General features: G+C 68.2%; 14 protein-coding genes. 10 read left to right on the forward strand and 4 right to left on the reverse strand.

Annotation, left to right across the window (positions count from 1 at the left end):
* Positions 1–8: 8 nt before the first annotated feature.
* The gene (gene orn / locus A7U43_RS11665) at positions 9–638 is read right to left on the reverse strand and encodes an oligoribonuclease (protein ID WP_068002494.1); all 630 of its coding nucleotides are present in this window, start codon (positions 636–638) and stop codon (positions 9–11) included.
* Positions 639–719: 81 nt separating this feature from the next.
* Here orn and A7U43_RS11670 point away from each other — a divergent pair, with 81 nt between their 5' ends.
* Positions 720–2,306 carry a helicase HerA-like domain-containing protein gene (locus A7U43_RS11670; RefSeq protein WP_067995023.1) on the forward strand — a complete coding sequence of 529 codons (1,587 nt, stop codon included), beginning with the start codon at positions 720–722 and terminating at the stop codon, positions 2,304–2,306.
* Between the two features lie 6 nt (positions 2,307–2,312).
* Here the strand turns inward: A7U43_RS11670 and cmrA are convergent, their stop codons facing one another.
* Positions 2,313–3,119 (reverse strand): mycolate reductase, encoded by an 807-nt coding sequence (gene cmrA / locus A7U43_RS11675; RefSeq protein ID WP_067995027.1) that lies wholly within the window; start codon positions 3,117–3,119, stop codon positions 2,313–2,315.
* A gap of 34 nt (positions 3,120–3,153) precedes the next feature.
* Here cmrA and A7U43_RS11680 point away from each other — a divergent pair, with 34 nt between their 5' ends.
* Positions 3,154–4,479, forward strand: coding sequence for an MFS transporter (locus A7U43_RS11680; RefSeq protein WP_082902103.1), 1,326 nt, complete (start codon positions 3,154–3,156; stop codon positions 4,477–4,479).
* Here A7U43_RS11680 and A7U43_RS11685 read toward each other — a convergent pair.
* Positions 4,476–5,222 carry an MmpS family transport accessory protein gene (locus tag A7U43_RS11685; RefSeq protein WP_156525894.1) on the reverse strand — a complete coding sequence of 249 codons (747 nt, stop codon included), beginning with the start codon at positions 5,220–5,222 and terminating at the stop codon, positions 4,476–4,478. The genes A7U43_RS11680 and A7U43_RS11685 overlap by 4 nt on opposite strands.
* Positions 5,223–5,302: 80 nt before the next feature.
* The gene (locus A7U43_RS11690; protein WP_067995036.1) at positions 5,303–5,893 is read right to left on the reverse strand and encodes an SACE_7040 family transcriptional regulator; all 591 of its coding nucleotides are present in this window, start codon (positions 5,891–5,893) and stop codon (positions 5,303–5,305) included.
* Between the two features lie 90 nt (positions 5,894–5,983).
* On the opposite strand from A7U43_RS11690, the gene A7U43_RS11695 reads away from it, so the two are divergent.
* The 8 genes from A7U43_RS11695 to A7U43_RS11730 all read left to right on the forward strand — a co-directional run bounded on the left by A7U43_RS11695 (position 5,984) and on the right by A7U43_RS11730 (position 15,296).
* Positions 5,984–7,522, forward strand: coding sequence for a carboxyl transferase domain-containing protein (locus tag A7U43_RS11695; protein WP_067995038.1), 1,539 nt, complete (start codon positions 5,984–5,986; stop codon positions 7,520–7,522).
* Positions 7,523–7,527: 5 nt separating this feature from the next.
* Entirely contained in the window at positions 7,528–9,507 is a 1,980-nt protein-coding gene (locus A7U43_RS11700) for an ATP-binding protein (protein ID WP_068002497.1), read from the forward strand.
* Complete coding sequence (locus A7U43_RS11705; protein WP_067995041.1) at positions 9,504–10,667, forward strand: acyl-CoA dehydrogenase family protein; 1,164 nt, start codon at positions 9,504–9,506, stop codon at positions 10,665–10,667. Before A7U43_RS11700 ends, A7U43_RS11705 begins: the two co-directional genes overlap by 4 nt.
* Positions 10,664–11,155 (forward strand): MaoC family dehydratase, encoded by a 492-nt coding sequence (locus A7U43_RS11710; protein ID WP_231963568.1) that lies wholly within the window; start codon positions 10,664–10,666, stop codon positions 11,153–11,155. The genes A7U43_RS11705 and A7U43_RS11710 overlap by 4 nt, the downstream gene beginning before the upstream one ends.
* A complete protein-coding gene (locus A7U43_RS11715) occupies positions 11,155–11,967 on the forward strand; it encodes an HpcH/HpaI aldolase/citrate lyase family protein (protein ID WP_067995046.1) in 813 nt (270 codons plus the stop codon). The genes A7U43_RS11710 and A7U43_RS11715 overlap by 1 nt, the downstream gene beginning before the upstream one ends.
* A gap of 95 nt (positions 11,968–12,062) precedes the next feature.
* The gene (pdhA, locus tag A7U43_RS11720; protein ID WP_067995049.1) at positions 12,063–13,154 is read left to right on the forward strand and encodes a pyruvate dehydrogenase (acetyl-transferring) E1 component subunit alpha; all 1,092 of its coding nucleotides are present in this window, start codon (positions 12,063–12,065) and stop codon (positions 13,152–13,154) included.
* A 4-nt stretch (positions 13,155–13,158) separates the two neighbouring features.
* A complete protein-coding gene (locus tag A7U43_RS11725) occupies positions 13,159–14,199 on the forward strand; it encodes an alpha-ketoacid dehydrogenase subunit beta (RefSeq protein ID WP_067995052.1) in 1,041 nt (346 codons plus the stop codon).
* On the forward strand, positions 14,196–15,296 hold the full coding sequence (locus tag A7U43_RS11730; protein ID WP_067995054.1) for a dihydrolipoamide acetyltransferase family protein: 1,101 nt from the start codon (positions 14,196–14,198) through the stop codon (positions 15,294–15,296). The genes A7U43_RS11725 and A7U43_RS11730 overlap by 4 nt, the downstream gene beginning before the upstream one ends.
* Positions 15,297–15,304 lie beyond the last annotated feature (8 nt).

Raw genomic sequence — 15,304 nt, forward strand, 5'->3', positions numbered from 1 at the left:
CGGGGGCGTTAAGCCGAATCGGTTTCCTGTGGCGCGTCGGTCGACGCGCCCAGCTCGGCAGCGACGGCCGCAATCTCGCTGGTCGACGGCCCGGGGGCGGCCACGAAGGCGGTCTGGCGGTAGTACTTCAGTTCCTGGATCGATTCGTGGATATCGGCGAGGGCTCGGTGCGCGAGGCCCTTCGCGGGCTGGCCGAAATAGATGCGCGGGTACCAACGCCGGCACAGCTCCTTGATGGAGCTGACGTCGATCATCCGGTAGTGCAGGAAGGTGTCCAGCGTCGGCATGTCGCGGGCGATGAACCCACGGTCGGTGGCGATCGAATTGCCGCACAGCGGAGCGGTATTCGCGGATTTGACGTGACTACGGATGTAGTCGAGCACCATCTTCTCCGCGGTGGCCAGGTCGATGTCGGAGGCCAGCACCTCCTTGTCCAGGCCGGACTTGGCGTGCATCTTGGCCACCACCTCGACCATCCCGGACAGGTCGTCGGGTTCGGCGTGGATCACCACGTCGATGCCGTCGCCGAGGACGTTGAGGTCGGCGTCGGTGACCAGCGCCGCAATCTCGATGAGCTTGTCGGACTTCAGGTCGAGCCCGGTCATCTCACAGTCGATCCACACGAGTTCTTCACGCACGGAGATCCACAGTATTCGCACCGCCGGCAATCAGCTGACCGCACCTGCCTTCGCGGGGCGTATTCAGTAGTGTCTGGCCCCATGACCGCAGAACCGACCGCGACCCCGGCGCAGCAGATCGCCGCAGGTTATGCGGTGGAAGGGCAGGCCCTGGAGCTGGGCACCGTCGTCGTCGACGGGGTGGTCGACCCGAGCGCGGCGGTGCGGATTCCGCTGGCGATGGTCAACCGACACGGTCTGGTGTCCGGCGCCACCGGAACCGGTAAGACCAAATCGCTGCAGGTGATGGCCGAGCAGTTGTCGGCGGCCGGGGTGCCGGTGTTGATGGCCGATGTCAAGGGCGATCTGTCCGGGCTGTCGCGCCCGGGTGCGGCGGGCGACAAGATCACCCAGCGTGCCACCGACACCGGTGACCCCTGGGCGGGCACGGCCTACCCGGTGGAGTTCCTGACGCTGGGCACCGGGGGCATCGGGGTTCCGGTGCGCGCGACGATCACCAGCTTCGGACCGATCCTGCTGTCAAAGGTGCTGGGGCTCAACGCGACTCAGGAGTCGACGCTCGGGCTGATCTTTCACTGGGCCGACCAGAAGGGCCTCGCCCTGCTGGACCTGAAGGATCTGCGGGCGGTCATCCAGTACCTCACCAGCGACGAGGGAAAGCCGGAACTCAAGGCGCTGGGCGCGGTGTCCACCACGACGGCCGGGGTCATCCTGCGGGCGTTGGTCAACCTGGAGGCCGAGGGCGCCGACACGTTCTTCGGCGAACCCGAACTGGAACCCAAGGATCTGATCCGGCTCGACACGTCGGGCCGCGGCGTCATCTCGCTGCTGGAACTGGGCGCCCAAGCCGCCCGCCCGGTGATGTTCTCGACCTTCCTGATGTGGGTGCTGGCCGATCTGTTCACCACCCTTCCCGAGGAAGGTGACCTGGACAAACCCAAACTGGTGTTCTTCTTCGACGAGGCGCATCTGCTGTTCGACGGCGCCTCCAAGGCCTTCCTGCAGCAGGTCGAGCAGACGGTGAAACTGATCCGGTCCAAGGGCGTCGGGGTGTTCTTCTGCACGCAGCTGCCCACCGACGTCCCCAACGATGTGCTGAGCCAGCTCGGCGCCCGGGTGCAGCACGCGCTGCGCGCGTTTACCCCTGATGATCAGAAGGCGCTGTCCAAGACGGTGCGCACCTACCCCAAGACGAAGGTCTACGATCTCGAAAGCGCGCTGACCTCACTGGGCATCGGGGAGGCCATCATCACCGTGCTCTCGGAGAAGGGCGCGCCGACGCCGGTGGCATGGACCCGGATGCGGGCTCCGCGGTCGCTGATGGACACCATCGGACCGGACGCCATCCGGGCCGCCGCGGCCGCCAGCCCGCTGCAGGCGATCTACGGGCAGACGATCGACCGGGAGTCGGCCTACGAGCGGCTCACCGCCCGCCTTGCCCCACCGCAACCGCTGCCCGCCGACCCGTTGCCGCCGCCGCTGCCCGTCCCCGGGGGCGTCGCCGATGCGGGCGGCACGGTGAGATCGCGCGGCACCGCCGAGCCGAGCCTGCTGGACAAGATGGCGGCCAGCCCGGCATTCAAGAGCGCCATGCGCTCGGCGGGCACGGTGATCGGCCGCGAGATCACCCGCAGCATCTTCGGCACCGGACGCCGCCGTCGCCGCTGACGGGCGCTACTCGCCGCCGAGCTTCTTGTAGACCGCGCCGACGATTGGGGTGACGATGGCCCGCGGTGCGTACCCGCTGGCCACCGACATCGCCTTGGACGTCAGGCCGGGCACGATGCGCATCTTGTTGGCTTCCAGCGCGTCCAGCGACACCTTCGCGGTGTACTCGGTGTCGATCCAGAGGAAGTCCGGGATCAGCCGCTCCACCAGCGACTGCTCGGAGACATCGGGCAGCTCGGTGCGCACCGGGCCGGGCGCCAGCAGCGTGACGTGCACGCCGTCCTTCTTGACCTCGCCGCGCAACGACTCGCTGAAGGTGTTCGCAAACGCCTTCGTCGCCGCGTAGGTGGCGTTGTTGGGGATCGGGGAGTTGCCCGCCGCCGAGCCCGAGATCAGGATGCCGCCGGCCTTGCGGGCCAGCATGCCGGGCAACACCGCCAGACAGAGATCGTGCACGGCTACGGCGTTGAGCTGAACCTGGGCCTTCTCCCCGGCCGGGTCGAGCTTCGCCAGCGGCCCGAAGGTCGCCGTCCCGGCATTGGCGCACAGGATGGAGATGTTGCGGCCGGCGAGTTCGTCGCACAGCACCTCGCGGGCGGCCGGGTCGGCGAGGTCGAGTGCCCGGACCTCCACCGTCACACCATGTCGTTCGGTGATCCGCCCGGCCAGCTCGGCGAGTACCTCGCCGCGGCGTGCCGTGATGATCAGGTGGTGGCCACGGGCGGCCAGATCGAAGGCCAGGGCCTCGCCGATGCCCTGGGAGGCACCGGTGACGACTGCGCGGGCATCGGGGTGGGGCGCGGGTACGGGCATGGCAGAAATCGTAGGGACCGTTAGGGTGGCGCCCATGAGCAGCCCCGGGTCGGCGCCGCCTGCGGCCCGGCGGTCACAGATTCTGTCCTGGGTTCTCTACGACTGCGGGGCCACCGGCCTGAACGCGATCGTCGTGACCTTCGTCTTCTCCGTCTACCTCACCAGCGCGGTCGGCGAGGGCCTGCCGGGGGAGACCACGCCGGCGAGCTGGCTGGGCCGGGCGCTGACGGTGGCCGGTGTCATCGTCGCGTTGCTGGCACCGGTGACCGGTATCTGGGTGAATGCCCCGCATCGCCGCCGCCGCGCCCTCGCGCTGCTGACCGGGGTGGTGGTGATCCTGGCCGCCTCGATGAGCCTGATCCGGGCGGACCACCACTACCTGTTCGCCGGCTTGGCGTTGCTGGCCCTGGCGGCGGCCTGCAACGACCTGGCCACCGTGCCGTACAACGCGATGCTCGGCCAGCTCACCACGCCGCAGAACTCCGGGCGGGTCTCCGGTGCGGGCCTGGCGGTCGGCTACGCCGGCACCGTGGGGCTGCTGCTGATCGTCTACGTGGCCTTCATCTCCGGCGACGGCGGCGTGCTGGGGCTGCCCACCGACGACGGCCAGAACGTCAGCGCCGCGATGCTGCTCACCGCGGCGTGGTTCGCCGCGTTCGCGTTGCCGTTGTTGATCAAGGCGCCGTCCCCGCCGCCGGACGAGAACCACCGGCCGATCGGATTTTTCGCGTCCTACCGGGTGCTGTGGTCGGAGGTGCGCAGCGAATGGCGCCGTGACCGCAATGTCGTCTTCTACCTGATCGCCAGCGCGATCTTCCGGGACGGGCTCACCGGGGTGTTCACCTTCGGGGCGGTGCTCGGGGTGAACGTCTACGGCATCTCGCCGGCCAGCGTGCTGCTGTTCGGCGTGTGCGCCTGTCTGGTGGCGGCCATCGGGGCGGTGGCCGGTGGACTGCTCGATGACCGGTTCGGGGCCAAGCCGGTCATCCTCTGCGCGTTGACGCTGATGATCGCCGTGGGGCTGACGCTGATGACGTTGTCGGGCCAACTGGCGTTCTGGATCTGCGGTCTGCTGTTGTGCCTGTTCATCGGGCCCACACTGTCGGCGGCGCGGACCCAGATGCTACGGATGTCGACCGAGGGCAAGGAGGGCGTCGCCTTCGGTCTGTACACGACGACCGGACGCGCGGCGGCCCCGCTGGCCCCGTGGTTGTTCTTCGTGTTCATCGATGCGTTCGGCACGGACCGCGCCGGGATGGGCGGGTTGTGCGTGGTGCTGGCGCTCGGGCTGGTGCTGATGCTGGGGGTGCGTACCCCGCGGATGTCCCGGGCGGCCAACCTCCCCGGACATCACCCCTAGCCGATCGGGCTGCAGATCGTCAGGCCCGATCCGGTGCGCTGCTGCACCTGGGCGCCGTCGATGCTGATCGAGCAGTTCACCTTCCGCCCGACGTTGATGATGGTGACACTGGCCGACTGCTGGGCCGGCTGCGCCAGATTCACTGTCTTGCTCCATGGCAGCAGCACGTTGAACTCGGTCTGCAGCACACCGCCGTCGTCGACATAGGTGACGTTGATGGCCCGGCCCTCGCCGGTCACGGTGTAGGTCACCGTCTCGGTGGCGCCGGGAGCGCTCGACCCGCCGGGCACCGAGGGTGCGGTGGTAGTGGCCGGGGCGGGCCGGCTGGTGGTGGTGGTGGGTCGGCGGGTGGTGGTCGGCGCCGTGCTGCTCAGCGTCGGCTCGGCCGTGTTGTTCTCCGACAGGGTGGGCACCGGTGCCACGACGGTCTGCTGCTGGGAGCTGTTGACGATGACCAGCGCGATGACCAGACCGATGACGGTGACCACCGCGATGGCGGCCGCGATCCACAGCCAGCGCGGGGTGCCGGGCGGCTCTGGGGGCTCCCCGCCGACCGGCGGTGGACCTCCATAGGGCCCGGCCGTCTGGTCGTAGCCGTATGCCGGGTACGCCGGTAGTGGTTCGGTGGGACGCATGCCGTACGGGCTCTGGCTCGCATAGGCAGGATCGGAGTATCCGGGGTGTCCGGAATGGCCACCGTCGAACCGCTGCGTCGGTTCGTCCCTGCGTGGAGAATCGGTCATTGCCACCTCATGTGGTCACACGCTACCCGTGAGGCCTGGGAAAGGGTGGCGACTGATCGGTTGCTGTGGCTGAGCGCAACTCAGCGTGCGGCCGCCAGCGCTGCGACGGTCATCGCGCGCAGGATGCTCCGCGAAGCGTGGTCTGTGCTCGGCATTTTGACGCTGTGCGGGGTGGAGTTGAGCAGCCCGAAGACGGCGTGTGCCTTCAGGCGCGCCTCGGTCTCGTCCAGCCGGTCATCGACCTGTCGCAACACGTCCACCCAGATTTCGACGTACTGGCGTTGCGCCTTGCGGACCTGGCGTTTGGCCACCGGCGGCAGGTGCCCGAGGTCGCGGTCCTGGATGCGGATCAGGTTGGATTCGCCGAGCACGAAGTCCAGGTGGAAGTCGATCAGGCCGTCTAGTGCGGTGCCGGCGTCGGCGGACGCCTCGACCACCTCACGGGCCCCGGCCAGCAGCCGGGTGCTGATCCCGACCAGCAGCTCGACGAGCAGGGCCTCCTTGTTCGGGAAGTGTCGGTAGATGGCCGGACCACTGACTCCGGCTGCCGCGCCGATGTCCTCCAGCCGGACCGAGAGGTAGCCGTGTTCGGCGACCAGACGTTCGGCGGCGGCGATGAGTTGGGTCCTGCGATCGGATTTGGCCTTGCTGCGCGGAGTCTCGGTGGTCATCTCGGCTCCGTTCCGGCATAGACATTTCAGTTAGTGGCAATTAACATCATATGAGTTAGTCGCCATTAACTCAAGTGGGACGGTTCATCGATGACACACCGCGACGCGCACGTCGCCCTGGTGACCGAGCTGCGCGCCAAGCTGGCGGCAGTTGCGCTGGGCGGGCCGGAGAAGGCGCGAGAACGCCACGTGGGGCGGGGAAAACTGCTCCCACGCGATCGGGTCGACGGACTGCTCGACCCGGGCAGCCCGTTCCTGGAAGTGGCGCCGCTGGCGGCCGACGGGATGTATGACGACGACTGCCCGGGCGCCGGCATGATCGCGGGCATCGGCCGGGTGTCGGGGCGCGAGTGCATGGTGGTGGCCAACGATGCGACCGTCAAGGGCGGGACGTACTACCCGATCACCGTCAAGAAGCACCTGCGCGCCCAGGAGATCGCCGCCCAGAACCGGTTGCCATGCCTGTACCTGGTGGATTCCGGCGGGGCCTTCCTGCCGCGCCAGGACGAGGTCTTTCCCGACCGAGAACACTTCGGCCGGATCTTCTACAACCAGGCAACCATGAGCGCGCAGGGCATCCCGCAGATCGCGGCGGTCCTCGGATCCTGCACCGCCGGTGGCGCTTACGTTCCCGCCATGAGTGATGAGGCCGTCATCGTCCGCAACCAGGGCACCATCTTCCTGGGCGGTCCGCCGTTGGTGAAGGCCGCCACCGGTGAGGTCGTGACCGCCGAGGAACTCGGCGGTGGTGACCTGCACTCCAAGACCTCCGGTGTCACCGACCACCTCGCGCACGACGACCGCGATGCGCTGCGCATCGTGCGCCGCATCGTGTCGACCTTCGGGCCGCGCCTGGATCCGCCGTGGGAGGTGCGCCCGACCGTCGAACCGGTCGCCGAGCAGTCCGAGCTCTACGACGTCGTCCCGGTGGATTCCCGGGTGCCCTATGACGTACACGAGGTCATCACCCGGATCATCGACGGCGGCGAATTTCAGGAGTTCAAAGCCGAATACGGCACCACACTGGTCACCGGTTTCGCGCGTATCCACGGCCATCCCGTCGGCATCATCGCCAACAACGGGGTGTTGTTCGGCGAATCCGCGGTCAAAGGCGCACATTTCATCGAACTGTGCGACAAGCGCAATACCCCACTGGTCTTCCTGCAGAACATCGCGGGATTCATGGTGGGCCGCGACTATGAGGCCGGCGGCATCGCCAAGCACGGCGCCAAGATGGTCACCGCCGTGGCATGTGCGCGCGTGCCCAAGCTGACGGTGGTGATCGGCGGCTCCTACGGTGCGGGCAACTATTCGATGTGCGGCCGGGCCTATTCACCGCGCTTCCTGTGGATGTGGCCCAATGCCCGCATTTCGGTGATGGGCGGAGAGCAGGCCGCGTCGGTGCTGGCGACGGTGCGCGGGGACATGACCCCGGAACAGGAAGAGGCCTTCAAGGCGCCGATCCGCGAACAGTACGAGCACCAGGGCAATCCGTACTATTCGACGGCCCGGCTGTGGGACGACGGCGTGATCGATCCCGCCGACACCAGAACCGTTCTGGGACTTGCCCTGTCAGTTGTCGCACAGGCTCCGCTGGAGCCGGTGTCCTACGGTGTGTTCAGGATGTGAGCGAGATGACCTTCGAAACCGTTCTGGTCGCCAATCGCGGTGAGATCGCGGTGCGGGTCATCCGCACGCTGCGGACCATGGGCATCCGCTCGGTTGCGGTGTACAGCGATGCCGACGCCGCGGCGCGGCATGTCTCCGAGGCCGACACCGCGGTGCGGATCGGGCCGGCACCGGCACGACAGAGCTATCTCGACATCGAAGCCATCGTGTCGGCCGCGCGACGCACCGGGGCCCAAGCGGTGCACCCCGGCTACGGATTCCTGGCCGAGAACGCCGAATTCGCCTCGGCTCTGCACGCGGCGGGCATCGTCTTCATCGGCCCGCCGGTGCCGGCGATCCAGACCATGGGCGACAAGATCGCGGCCAAGGCGGCGGTCTCGCAGTTCGATGTGCCGGTGGTGCCGGGCATCTCGCGGCCCGGGCTGACCGATGACGACCTGATCGCCGGCGCGCCCGGGGTCGGCTTCCCGGTGCTGGTGAAACCGTCGGCCGGTGGCGGGGGCAAGGGCATGCGGGTCGTGCACGAGGCGTCCGAGCTGCCGGCCGCGTTGGCCAGTGCGCGCCGCGAGGCGGCCTCGGCCTTCGGCGATGACACGCTGTTCCTGGAGCGGTTCGTGTTGCGCCCCCGGCACATCGAGGTCCAGGTGCTCGCCGACGGGCACGGCAACGTCATCCATCTTGGTGAGCGGGAATGCAGCCTGCAGCGCCGGCATCAGAAGGTCATCGAGGAAGCGCCGTCGCCGCTGCTGGACGCGAGCACCCGCGCCCGCATCGGCGCGGCGGCCTGCAACACCGCGCGCAGCGTCGACTACACCGGCGCGGGGACGGTCGAGTTCATCGTGTCCGCGGACGCGCCCGACGAGTTCTTCTTCATGGAGATGAACACCCGACTGCAGGTCGAGCACCCGGTCACCGAACTGGTCACCGGCGTGGATCTCGTGGAGCAGCAGGTGCGTATCGCCGCCGGCGCCGAACTGGGGATCTCGCAGGACGACATCGTGCTGAGCGGGCATGCGATCGAGGCCCGGGTGTACTCCGAGGACCCGGGAAACGGCTTCCTGCCCACCGGCGGGACGGTGCTCGACGTCGTCGAAAGCCAGGACGCGCGGGTCGATTCGGGGATCTATCCCGGCACCGTGGTGGGCAGTGACTACGACCCGATGCTGGCCAAGGTCATCACCCACGGTGCGGATCGGGACACCGCGCTGCATGCGTTGGACCGCGCACTGGCGCAGACCGCCGTGCTCGGCGTGACCACCAATATCGACTTCCTGCGCTTCCTGCTGGCCGATGCGGATGTCGCCGCCGGACTCTTGGACACCGGCCTGCTGGATCGGCGCACACCCGACTACGTTGCGCCCCAACCCACCGACCACGAGCTGATGGCCGCCGCCGTCTACCGCTGGCTGGACACCTGGGCGGCCGCCACCGGCGATCCGTGGTCGGTGCCCTCGGGTTGGCGCACCGGTGCGGCCGCGCCGACGGTTCAGCGGCTCGGCGCGGGGGACCGGGTGGACCATGTCCGGATCACCGGCACCCCGGACCGGGCGATCGCCGAGGTCGAACACGGCGCGAGCTATGAGATCAGCGCAGTGCGCCGGGGGCGGGAACTCGACCTCGTCGTCGACGGGATCGGCACCCGCTACATCGTCGCCCACGACGCCGGGCAGGTCTGGCTCGCAGGGCCGCAGCGCACCATCGCGGTACGGGAGGTGCGCGAAGCACCGGTGCGGCCAGATGACGCCCACGCCGGGGACGCCGAACTGCTCAGCCCAATGCCCGGCGCTGTGGTCGCCGTCGGTGTCACCGACGGCGCCGAGGTCGCCACCGGCTCGGTCGTGGTGACCGTGGAGGCGATGAAGATGGAACACGCGCTCTCGGCACCCGTCGACGGGGTGGTCGAGCTTCTCGTCGCCGTCGGCGACCAGGTCAAGGTGGGTCAGCCGCTGGCCCGAATCATCGCATCGAAGGAGGCTCAGGAATGAGCGATTATCTGTCGACCGGCGCACTGCCCGACGACTACGCCCAACTCGCCAAGACGGTCCGTGATTTCGCGCAGAGCGTCGTCGCGCCCGTTGCCGCCAAACACGATGAGGAACACAGCTTCCCGTACGAGGTGGTCGCCGGGATGGCCGAGATGGGGCTGTTCGGTCTGCCGTTCCCCGAGGAGTACGGCGGCATGGGCGGTGACTACTTCGCTCTGTGCCTGGCCCTGGAGGAACTGGGCAAGGTGGACCAGAGCGTGGCCATTACGCTGGAGGCCGGTGTCTCGCTGGGCGCAATGCCGGTGTACCGGTTCGGCAACGATGCGCAGAAGCAGGAGTGGCTGCCGCTGCTGGCCAGCGGCAAGGCGCTCGGCGCGTTCGGGCTCACCGAGGCCGGTGGCGGCAGCGACGCCGGCGCCACCAAGACGACCGCCAAGGCCGATGGCGGCGACTGGGTGATCAACGGCTCCAAACAGTTCATCACCAACTCGGGTACCGATATCACCAAGCTGGTCACCGTCACCGCGGTCACCGGCGAGACCGGCACGGGCACGAAGGAGATCTCGTCGATCCTGGTGCCGGTGCCCACCAAGGGATTCACCGCCGAACCCGCCTACAACAAGGTCGGCTGGAACGCCTCGGACACCCACCCGCTGAGCTTCGACGATGTCCGGGTACCGCAGGAGAACCTGCTGGGGGAACGTGGCCGCGGGTATGCCAACTTCCTGCGCATCCTCGACGAGGGCCGCATCGCGATTGCCGCGCTGTCGGTGGGCGCGGCGCAGGGCTGCGTGGACGAGAGCGTGAAATATGCAAGGGAGCGTGAGGCTTTCGGCGCCGCGATCGGCAGCTACCAGGCGATCGCCTTCAAGATCGCCCGGATGGAGGCCCGCGCCCACGTGGCCCGCACCGCCTACTACGACGCCGCCGCCCTGATGCTGGCGGGCAAACCCTTCAAGAAGGCCGCCTCGGTCGCCAAGCTGGTGGCCAGCGAAGCCGCCATGGACAATTCGCGCGACGCCACCCAGATCTTCGGCGGCTACGGGTTCATGAACGAGTACTCGGTGGCCCGGCATTACCGGGACTCCAAGATCCTCGAGATCGGCGAGGGGACGACCGAGGTGCAGTTGATGTTGATCGGACGGGAGCTCGGACTGTGAACGATGTGCCCAAGAAGATCGTCGAGCAACGCGGCCTGTGGTTCGAGGAGTTCGAGACCGGTGTGCTGTACCGGCACAAGCCGGGGCGCACCATCACCGAGGCGGACAACGTCCTGTTCACCACGCTGACCATGAACACCCAGGCGCTGCACCTGGATGCCGCGTTCTCCGATGCGCTGCCCCCGTTCCACCAGCGGTTGGTGAACTCGATGTTCACGCTGTCGACACTGGTGGGGTTGTCGGTCACCCAGCTGACCCAGGGCACCATCGTCGGCAACCTCGGCTTTTCCGACATCGCCTTTCCCAAGCCGCTGTTCCACGGCGACACGCTCTATGCGGAGTCCGAGGTGATCGACAAGCGGGAATCCAAGAGCCGGCCCGGCGAAGGTATCGTCACCTTCGCCCACACCGGACGTAACCAGCACGGTGACATCGTGGCGACCGCGTCGCGGAAAACCATGGTGCGCAAGAAGCCTCAGGAGGGCTAGTGCCACTCGACAACATCGGCCCGGCCTGGATCTTCTGCCCGGCCGACCGTCCGGAACGATTCGAGAAGGCCGCGGCCGCCGCCGACATCGTGATTCTGGACCTGGAGGACGGCGCGGGCGACAAGCCCGCCGCCCGGGCCGGCATCGTCAACGCACCGCTCGACCCGGCCCGCACCGTGATCCGGATCAATCCACACGGCACCGAGGACCAGCGCCTCGACCTGGAGGCCCTGCAGCGCACCGCCTACACCACCGTGATGCTGCCCAAGTGCGAGGCCGCCGATCAGGTGACCGCGCTGGCACCGCTGGAGGTGGTCCTCATCGTCGAGACCCCGCTGGGTGCGCTGAAGGTGGGCGAGACCGCCGCGGCCGCCAACACCATCGGGGTGATGTGGGGCGCCGAGGATCTGTTCGGGTCACTGGGCGGGACGCTCAACCGGTTTCCCGACGGGTCCTACCGCGAGGTCGCCAAACACGTCCGCTCTCAGTCGCTGCTGGCCGCCAAGGCCCACGGCAAGCTGGCGCTGGACTCGGTCTACATCGACATCAAGGATCTCGATGGGTTGCGCGCCGAAACCGACGATGCCGTCGCGGTGGGCTTCGATGTCAAGGTTGCCCTGCATCCGACGCAGGTCACAGTCATCCGGGAGGGCTACGCACCGTCTGCCGAGCAGGTGGACTGGGCGCGACACGTGCTGGCGGCGGCGACAAACCAGCGGGGCGCATTCGCCTTCGAGGGCATAATGGTGGATGCCCCGGTACTGCGGCGGGCGGAGCGGATCGTCCAGCTTGCGCCTCACCCCGGTAGCTAGCCGGCGCCCCTGACCAAGGGGGTCGCACCGACCGCAGCCGTGCCGAGCACCTCGCGGAATGGCGGCCGAACATGTCGCCACCTGAAGGAGGCGGTATGGCTGGTTTCGATGACGCGACGGTTGACGACGGGCTGGTGCAATTGCTCCGGCCGGACGGAACGCCGAGTGACGAACACGGTGCTGCGGGCTACCGCCGTGACCTACCGCCGGAAACGCTGGCCTGGCTCTACGAGCAGATGGTCCTCACCCGCGAACTCGACACCGAATTCGTCAACCTGCAGCGCCAGGGTGAACTCGCCCTGTACGCCTCCTGTCGCGGTCAGGAAGCCGCTCAGGTCGGCGCGGCGGCGTGTCTGCGCAAGACCGACTGGCTGTTCCCGCAGTACCGCGAACTCGGCGCCCTGTTGACCCGCGGTATCGCGCCCGCGCAGATGGGTGCGGTGTGGCGCGGGACCTGGCACGGCGGACTGTCGTTCACCGATAAGTGCTGCGCACCCCTGTGCATCCAGATCGGCACGCACGGGCTGCACGCGGTGGGCGCGGCGATGGCGGCCCAACGCCTCGGCGAAGACTCGGTGACGGTGGCCTTCATGGGCGACGGTGCGACCTCCGAGGGTGACGCGCATGAGGCACTGAACCTGGCCGCGGTGTTCCAGACGCCGTGCGTGTTCTTCGTGCAGAACAACCAGTGGGCGATCTCGGTGCCGGTCAGCCGTCAGCATGGCGCGCCGTCGCTGGCCCACCGTGCGGCCGGCTACGGTATGCCGGCCGTGCGGGTCGACGGCAACGATGTGCTGGCCTGTTTCGCGGTGATGGAGCGGGCCGCCCAGCGTGCCCGCCACGGCGGCGGGCCGACCTTCATCGAGGCGCTGACCTACCGGATGGGTCCGCACACCACCTCCGATGACCCCACCCGCTACCGATCGGCGCGCGATGTCGAGCAGTGGGCGGCACGGGACCCGATCGCCCGGTACGCGACGTATCTGAGAACTGTTGGTGTGCTGACGGATCGGATCACCCAACGGGTGCAGAGCCGGGCCGACCGGCTGCGCGGTGAGTTGCGTGATGCCGTCGTCGGTGCACCCGACAGGAACATTGAGGAGGTCTTCGACACCGTCTACCACGACATCACCCCGGAGCTGGCGCGGCAGCGCGACCAGTTGCTCGTGGAGCTGGGGAAGGACTGAGACCATGACACAGATCATCGAGCGGTCGCCGATGCACGGTGACGATCTGCCCGAACCGCGCCCGTCCCTGCTGACCATGACCATGGCCCAGGCCATCACCGGTGCACTGCACGATGCAATGGCGGCCGATGACCGGGTGCTGGTGTTCGGGGAGGACGTCGCGACGTTGGGCGGGGTGTTCCGGGTGACCGAAGGATTAGCCGAAACCTTCGGAACGCAGCGGTGTTTCGATACTCCGCTGGCCGAATCGGCCATCATCGGGATCGCCATCGGGATGGCGGTGCGCGGATTCGTCCCGGTTCCCGAGATCCAGTTCGACGGATTCTCGGCCCCGGCCTTCGATCAGATGGTCAGCCATCTGGCCAAGTACCGGATGCGCACCCACGGCGATATCGACATGCCGGTCACGGTGCGCATCCCGTCGTTCGGGGGTATCGGTGCGGTGGAACATCATTCGGAATCCACCGAGGGCTACTGGCTGCACACCGCGGGGCTGAAGGTGGTGGCGCCCTCGACCCCGTCGGATGCATACTGGCTACTGCGCCAGTCGATCGTCTGCCGGGACCCGGTCATCTACCTGGAGCCCAAACGTCGGTACTGGACCCGGGGGACCGTTGACACCGCGGAGCCCGCGTTGCCCTTCGGGCGAGCCTCATTGGCGCGCAACGGAACCGACGTCACCGTGGTGACCTACGGTGGTCTGGTCGACACCGCGCTGAGTGCGGCCGAACTGGCCGCCGGCCAGCACGGTTGGGACCTGGAGGTGATCGATCTGCGCACGCTTAACCCGCTCGATTTCGACACCGTGGCCGACTCGGTGCGCCGCACCGGGCGTTGTGTGGTGATGCACGAAGGCCCGCGGACCCTCGGGTTCGGCGCCGAGCTGGCGGCGCGGATCTCCGAGGAACTCTTCTACGATCTGGAGGCTCCGGTGTTGCGTGCCACGGGATTCGACACCCCCTACCCGCCGGCCCGGCTGGAGAAGCTGTGGTTGCCCGGGGTGGACCGCCTGCTGGACTGTGTGGAGAAGGCGCTGAGGCAATGACCGAGCTGCTCGAATTCCGCGTCCCCGATCTCGGCGAGGGCCTGGAGGAAGCCACCGTCACCGGCTGGTCGGTGGCCGTCGGGGACGAGGTGGCGCTGAACCAGACCTTGTGCACGCTGGAGACCAACAAAGCCGAGGTGGAGATCCCCAGCCCGTTCGCCGGGCGCATCGCCGAACTCGGTGGGCGCGAAGGTGAAACACTGGCGGTCGGCGCGGTGCTGGTGCGCATCGCCGGGCAGCCGCAGACGGCGGTGCTGGTGGGTTACGGCACCGACGACCGGATGGACACCTCCCGGCGGGCGCGGGCCAAGCCGCCGGTCCGCAAACTGGCGCGCGATCTGGAGGTGGACCTCACCACGGTGGCGCCCTCGGGGCCGGACCGCATCGTCACCCGCGAGGATGTTCTCGCCGCGGCGGCCACCCCGGAGATGCGGGCACCGTCGGGCGTGCAGGCCGAGATGGCCCGACGGATGTCGCTGTCCCGTCAACAAATTCCCGATGCTCATGCCGGTGTGCAGGTGGACTGCACGGCGCTGCTGCGGCTGCGGGATCGTTTGCAGCTCACACCGTTCGTACTCACGTTGCGGTTGTTGACGATGGTGCTGCAACGCCACCCGCTGCTCAACGCGACCTGGGTGGACACCGCAGACGGCCCGCGCATCCACCCGCATTCGGCGGTGCACCTGGGTATCGGAGTGGCCACCCCGCGCGGACTGCTGGTGCCGGTGCTCGCCGACGCCCAACGGTTGCGCACCCGGGAACTCGACGCCGAGGTGACCCGGTTGGTCGAGGGTGCCCGCAATGGCGGTCTGCGCCCCACCGAGCTGATGGGGTCGACGTTCACGGTGTCGAACTTCGGTGCGCTCGGACTTGATGACGGGGTGCCGGTGATCAACTACCCGGAGGCGGCCATCCTCGGGATGGGTTCGCTCAAACCGCGGGCCGTGGTGGTCGACGGGGAGGTGGTCGCGCGCCCGACGATGACGCTGACCTGTGCCTTCGACCACCGGATCGCCGATGGCGCGCAGGTCGCGGCGTTCCTGGGTGCGCTGCGGGAACTGCTCGAGACGCCGGAACTGGCGTTGGCCGACCTGTAGACCGGCGC

The organism is Mycobacterium adipatum (assembly GCF_001644575.1).
Taxonomy (GTDB): domain Bacteria; phylum Actinomycetota; class Actinomycetes; order Mycobacteriales; family Mycobacteriaceae; genus Mycobacterium; species Mycobacterium adipatum.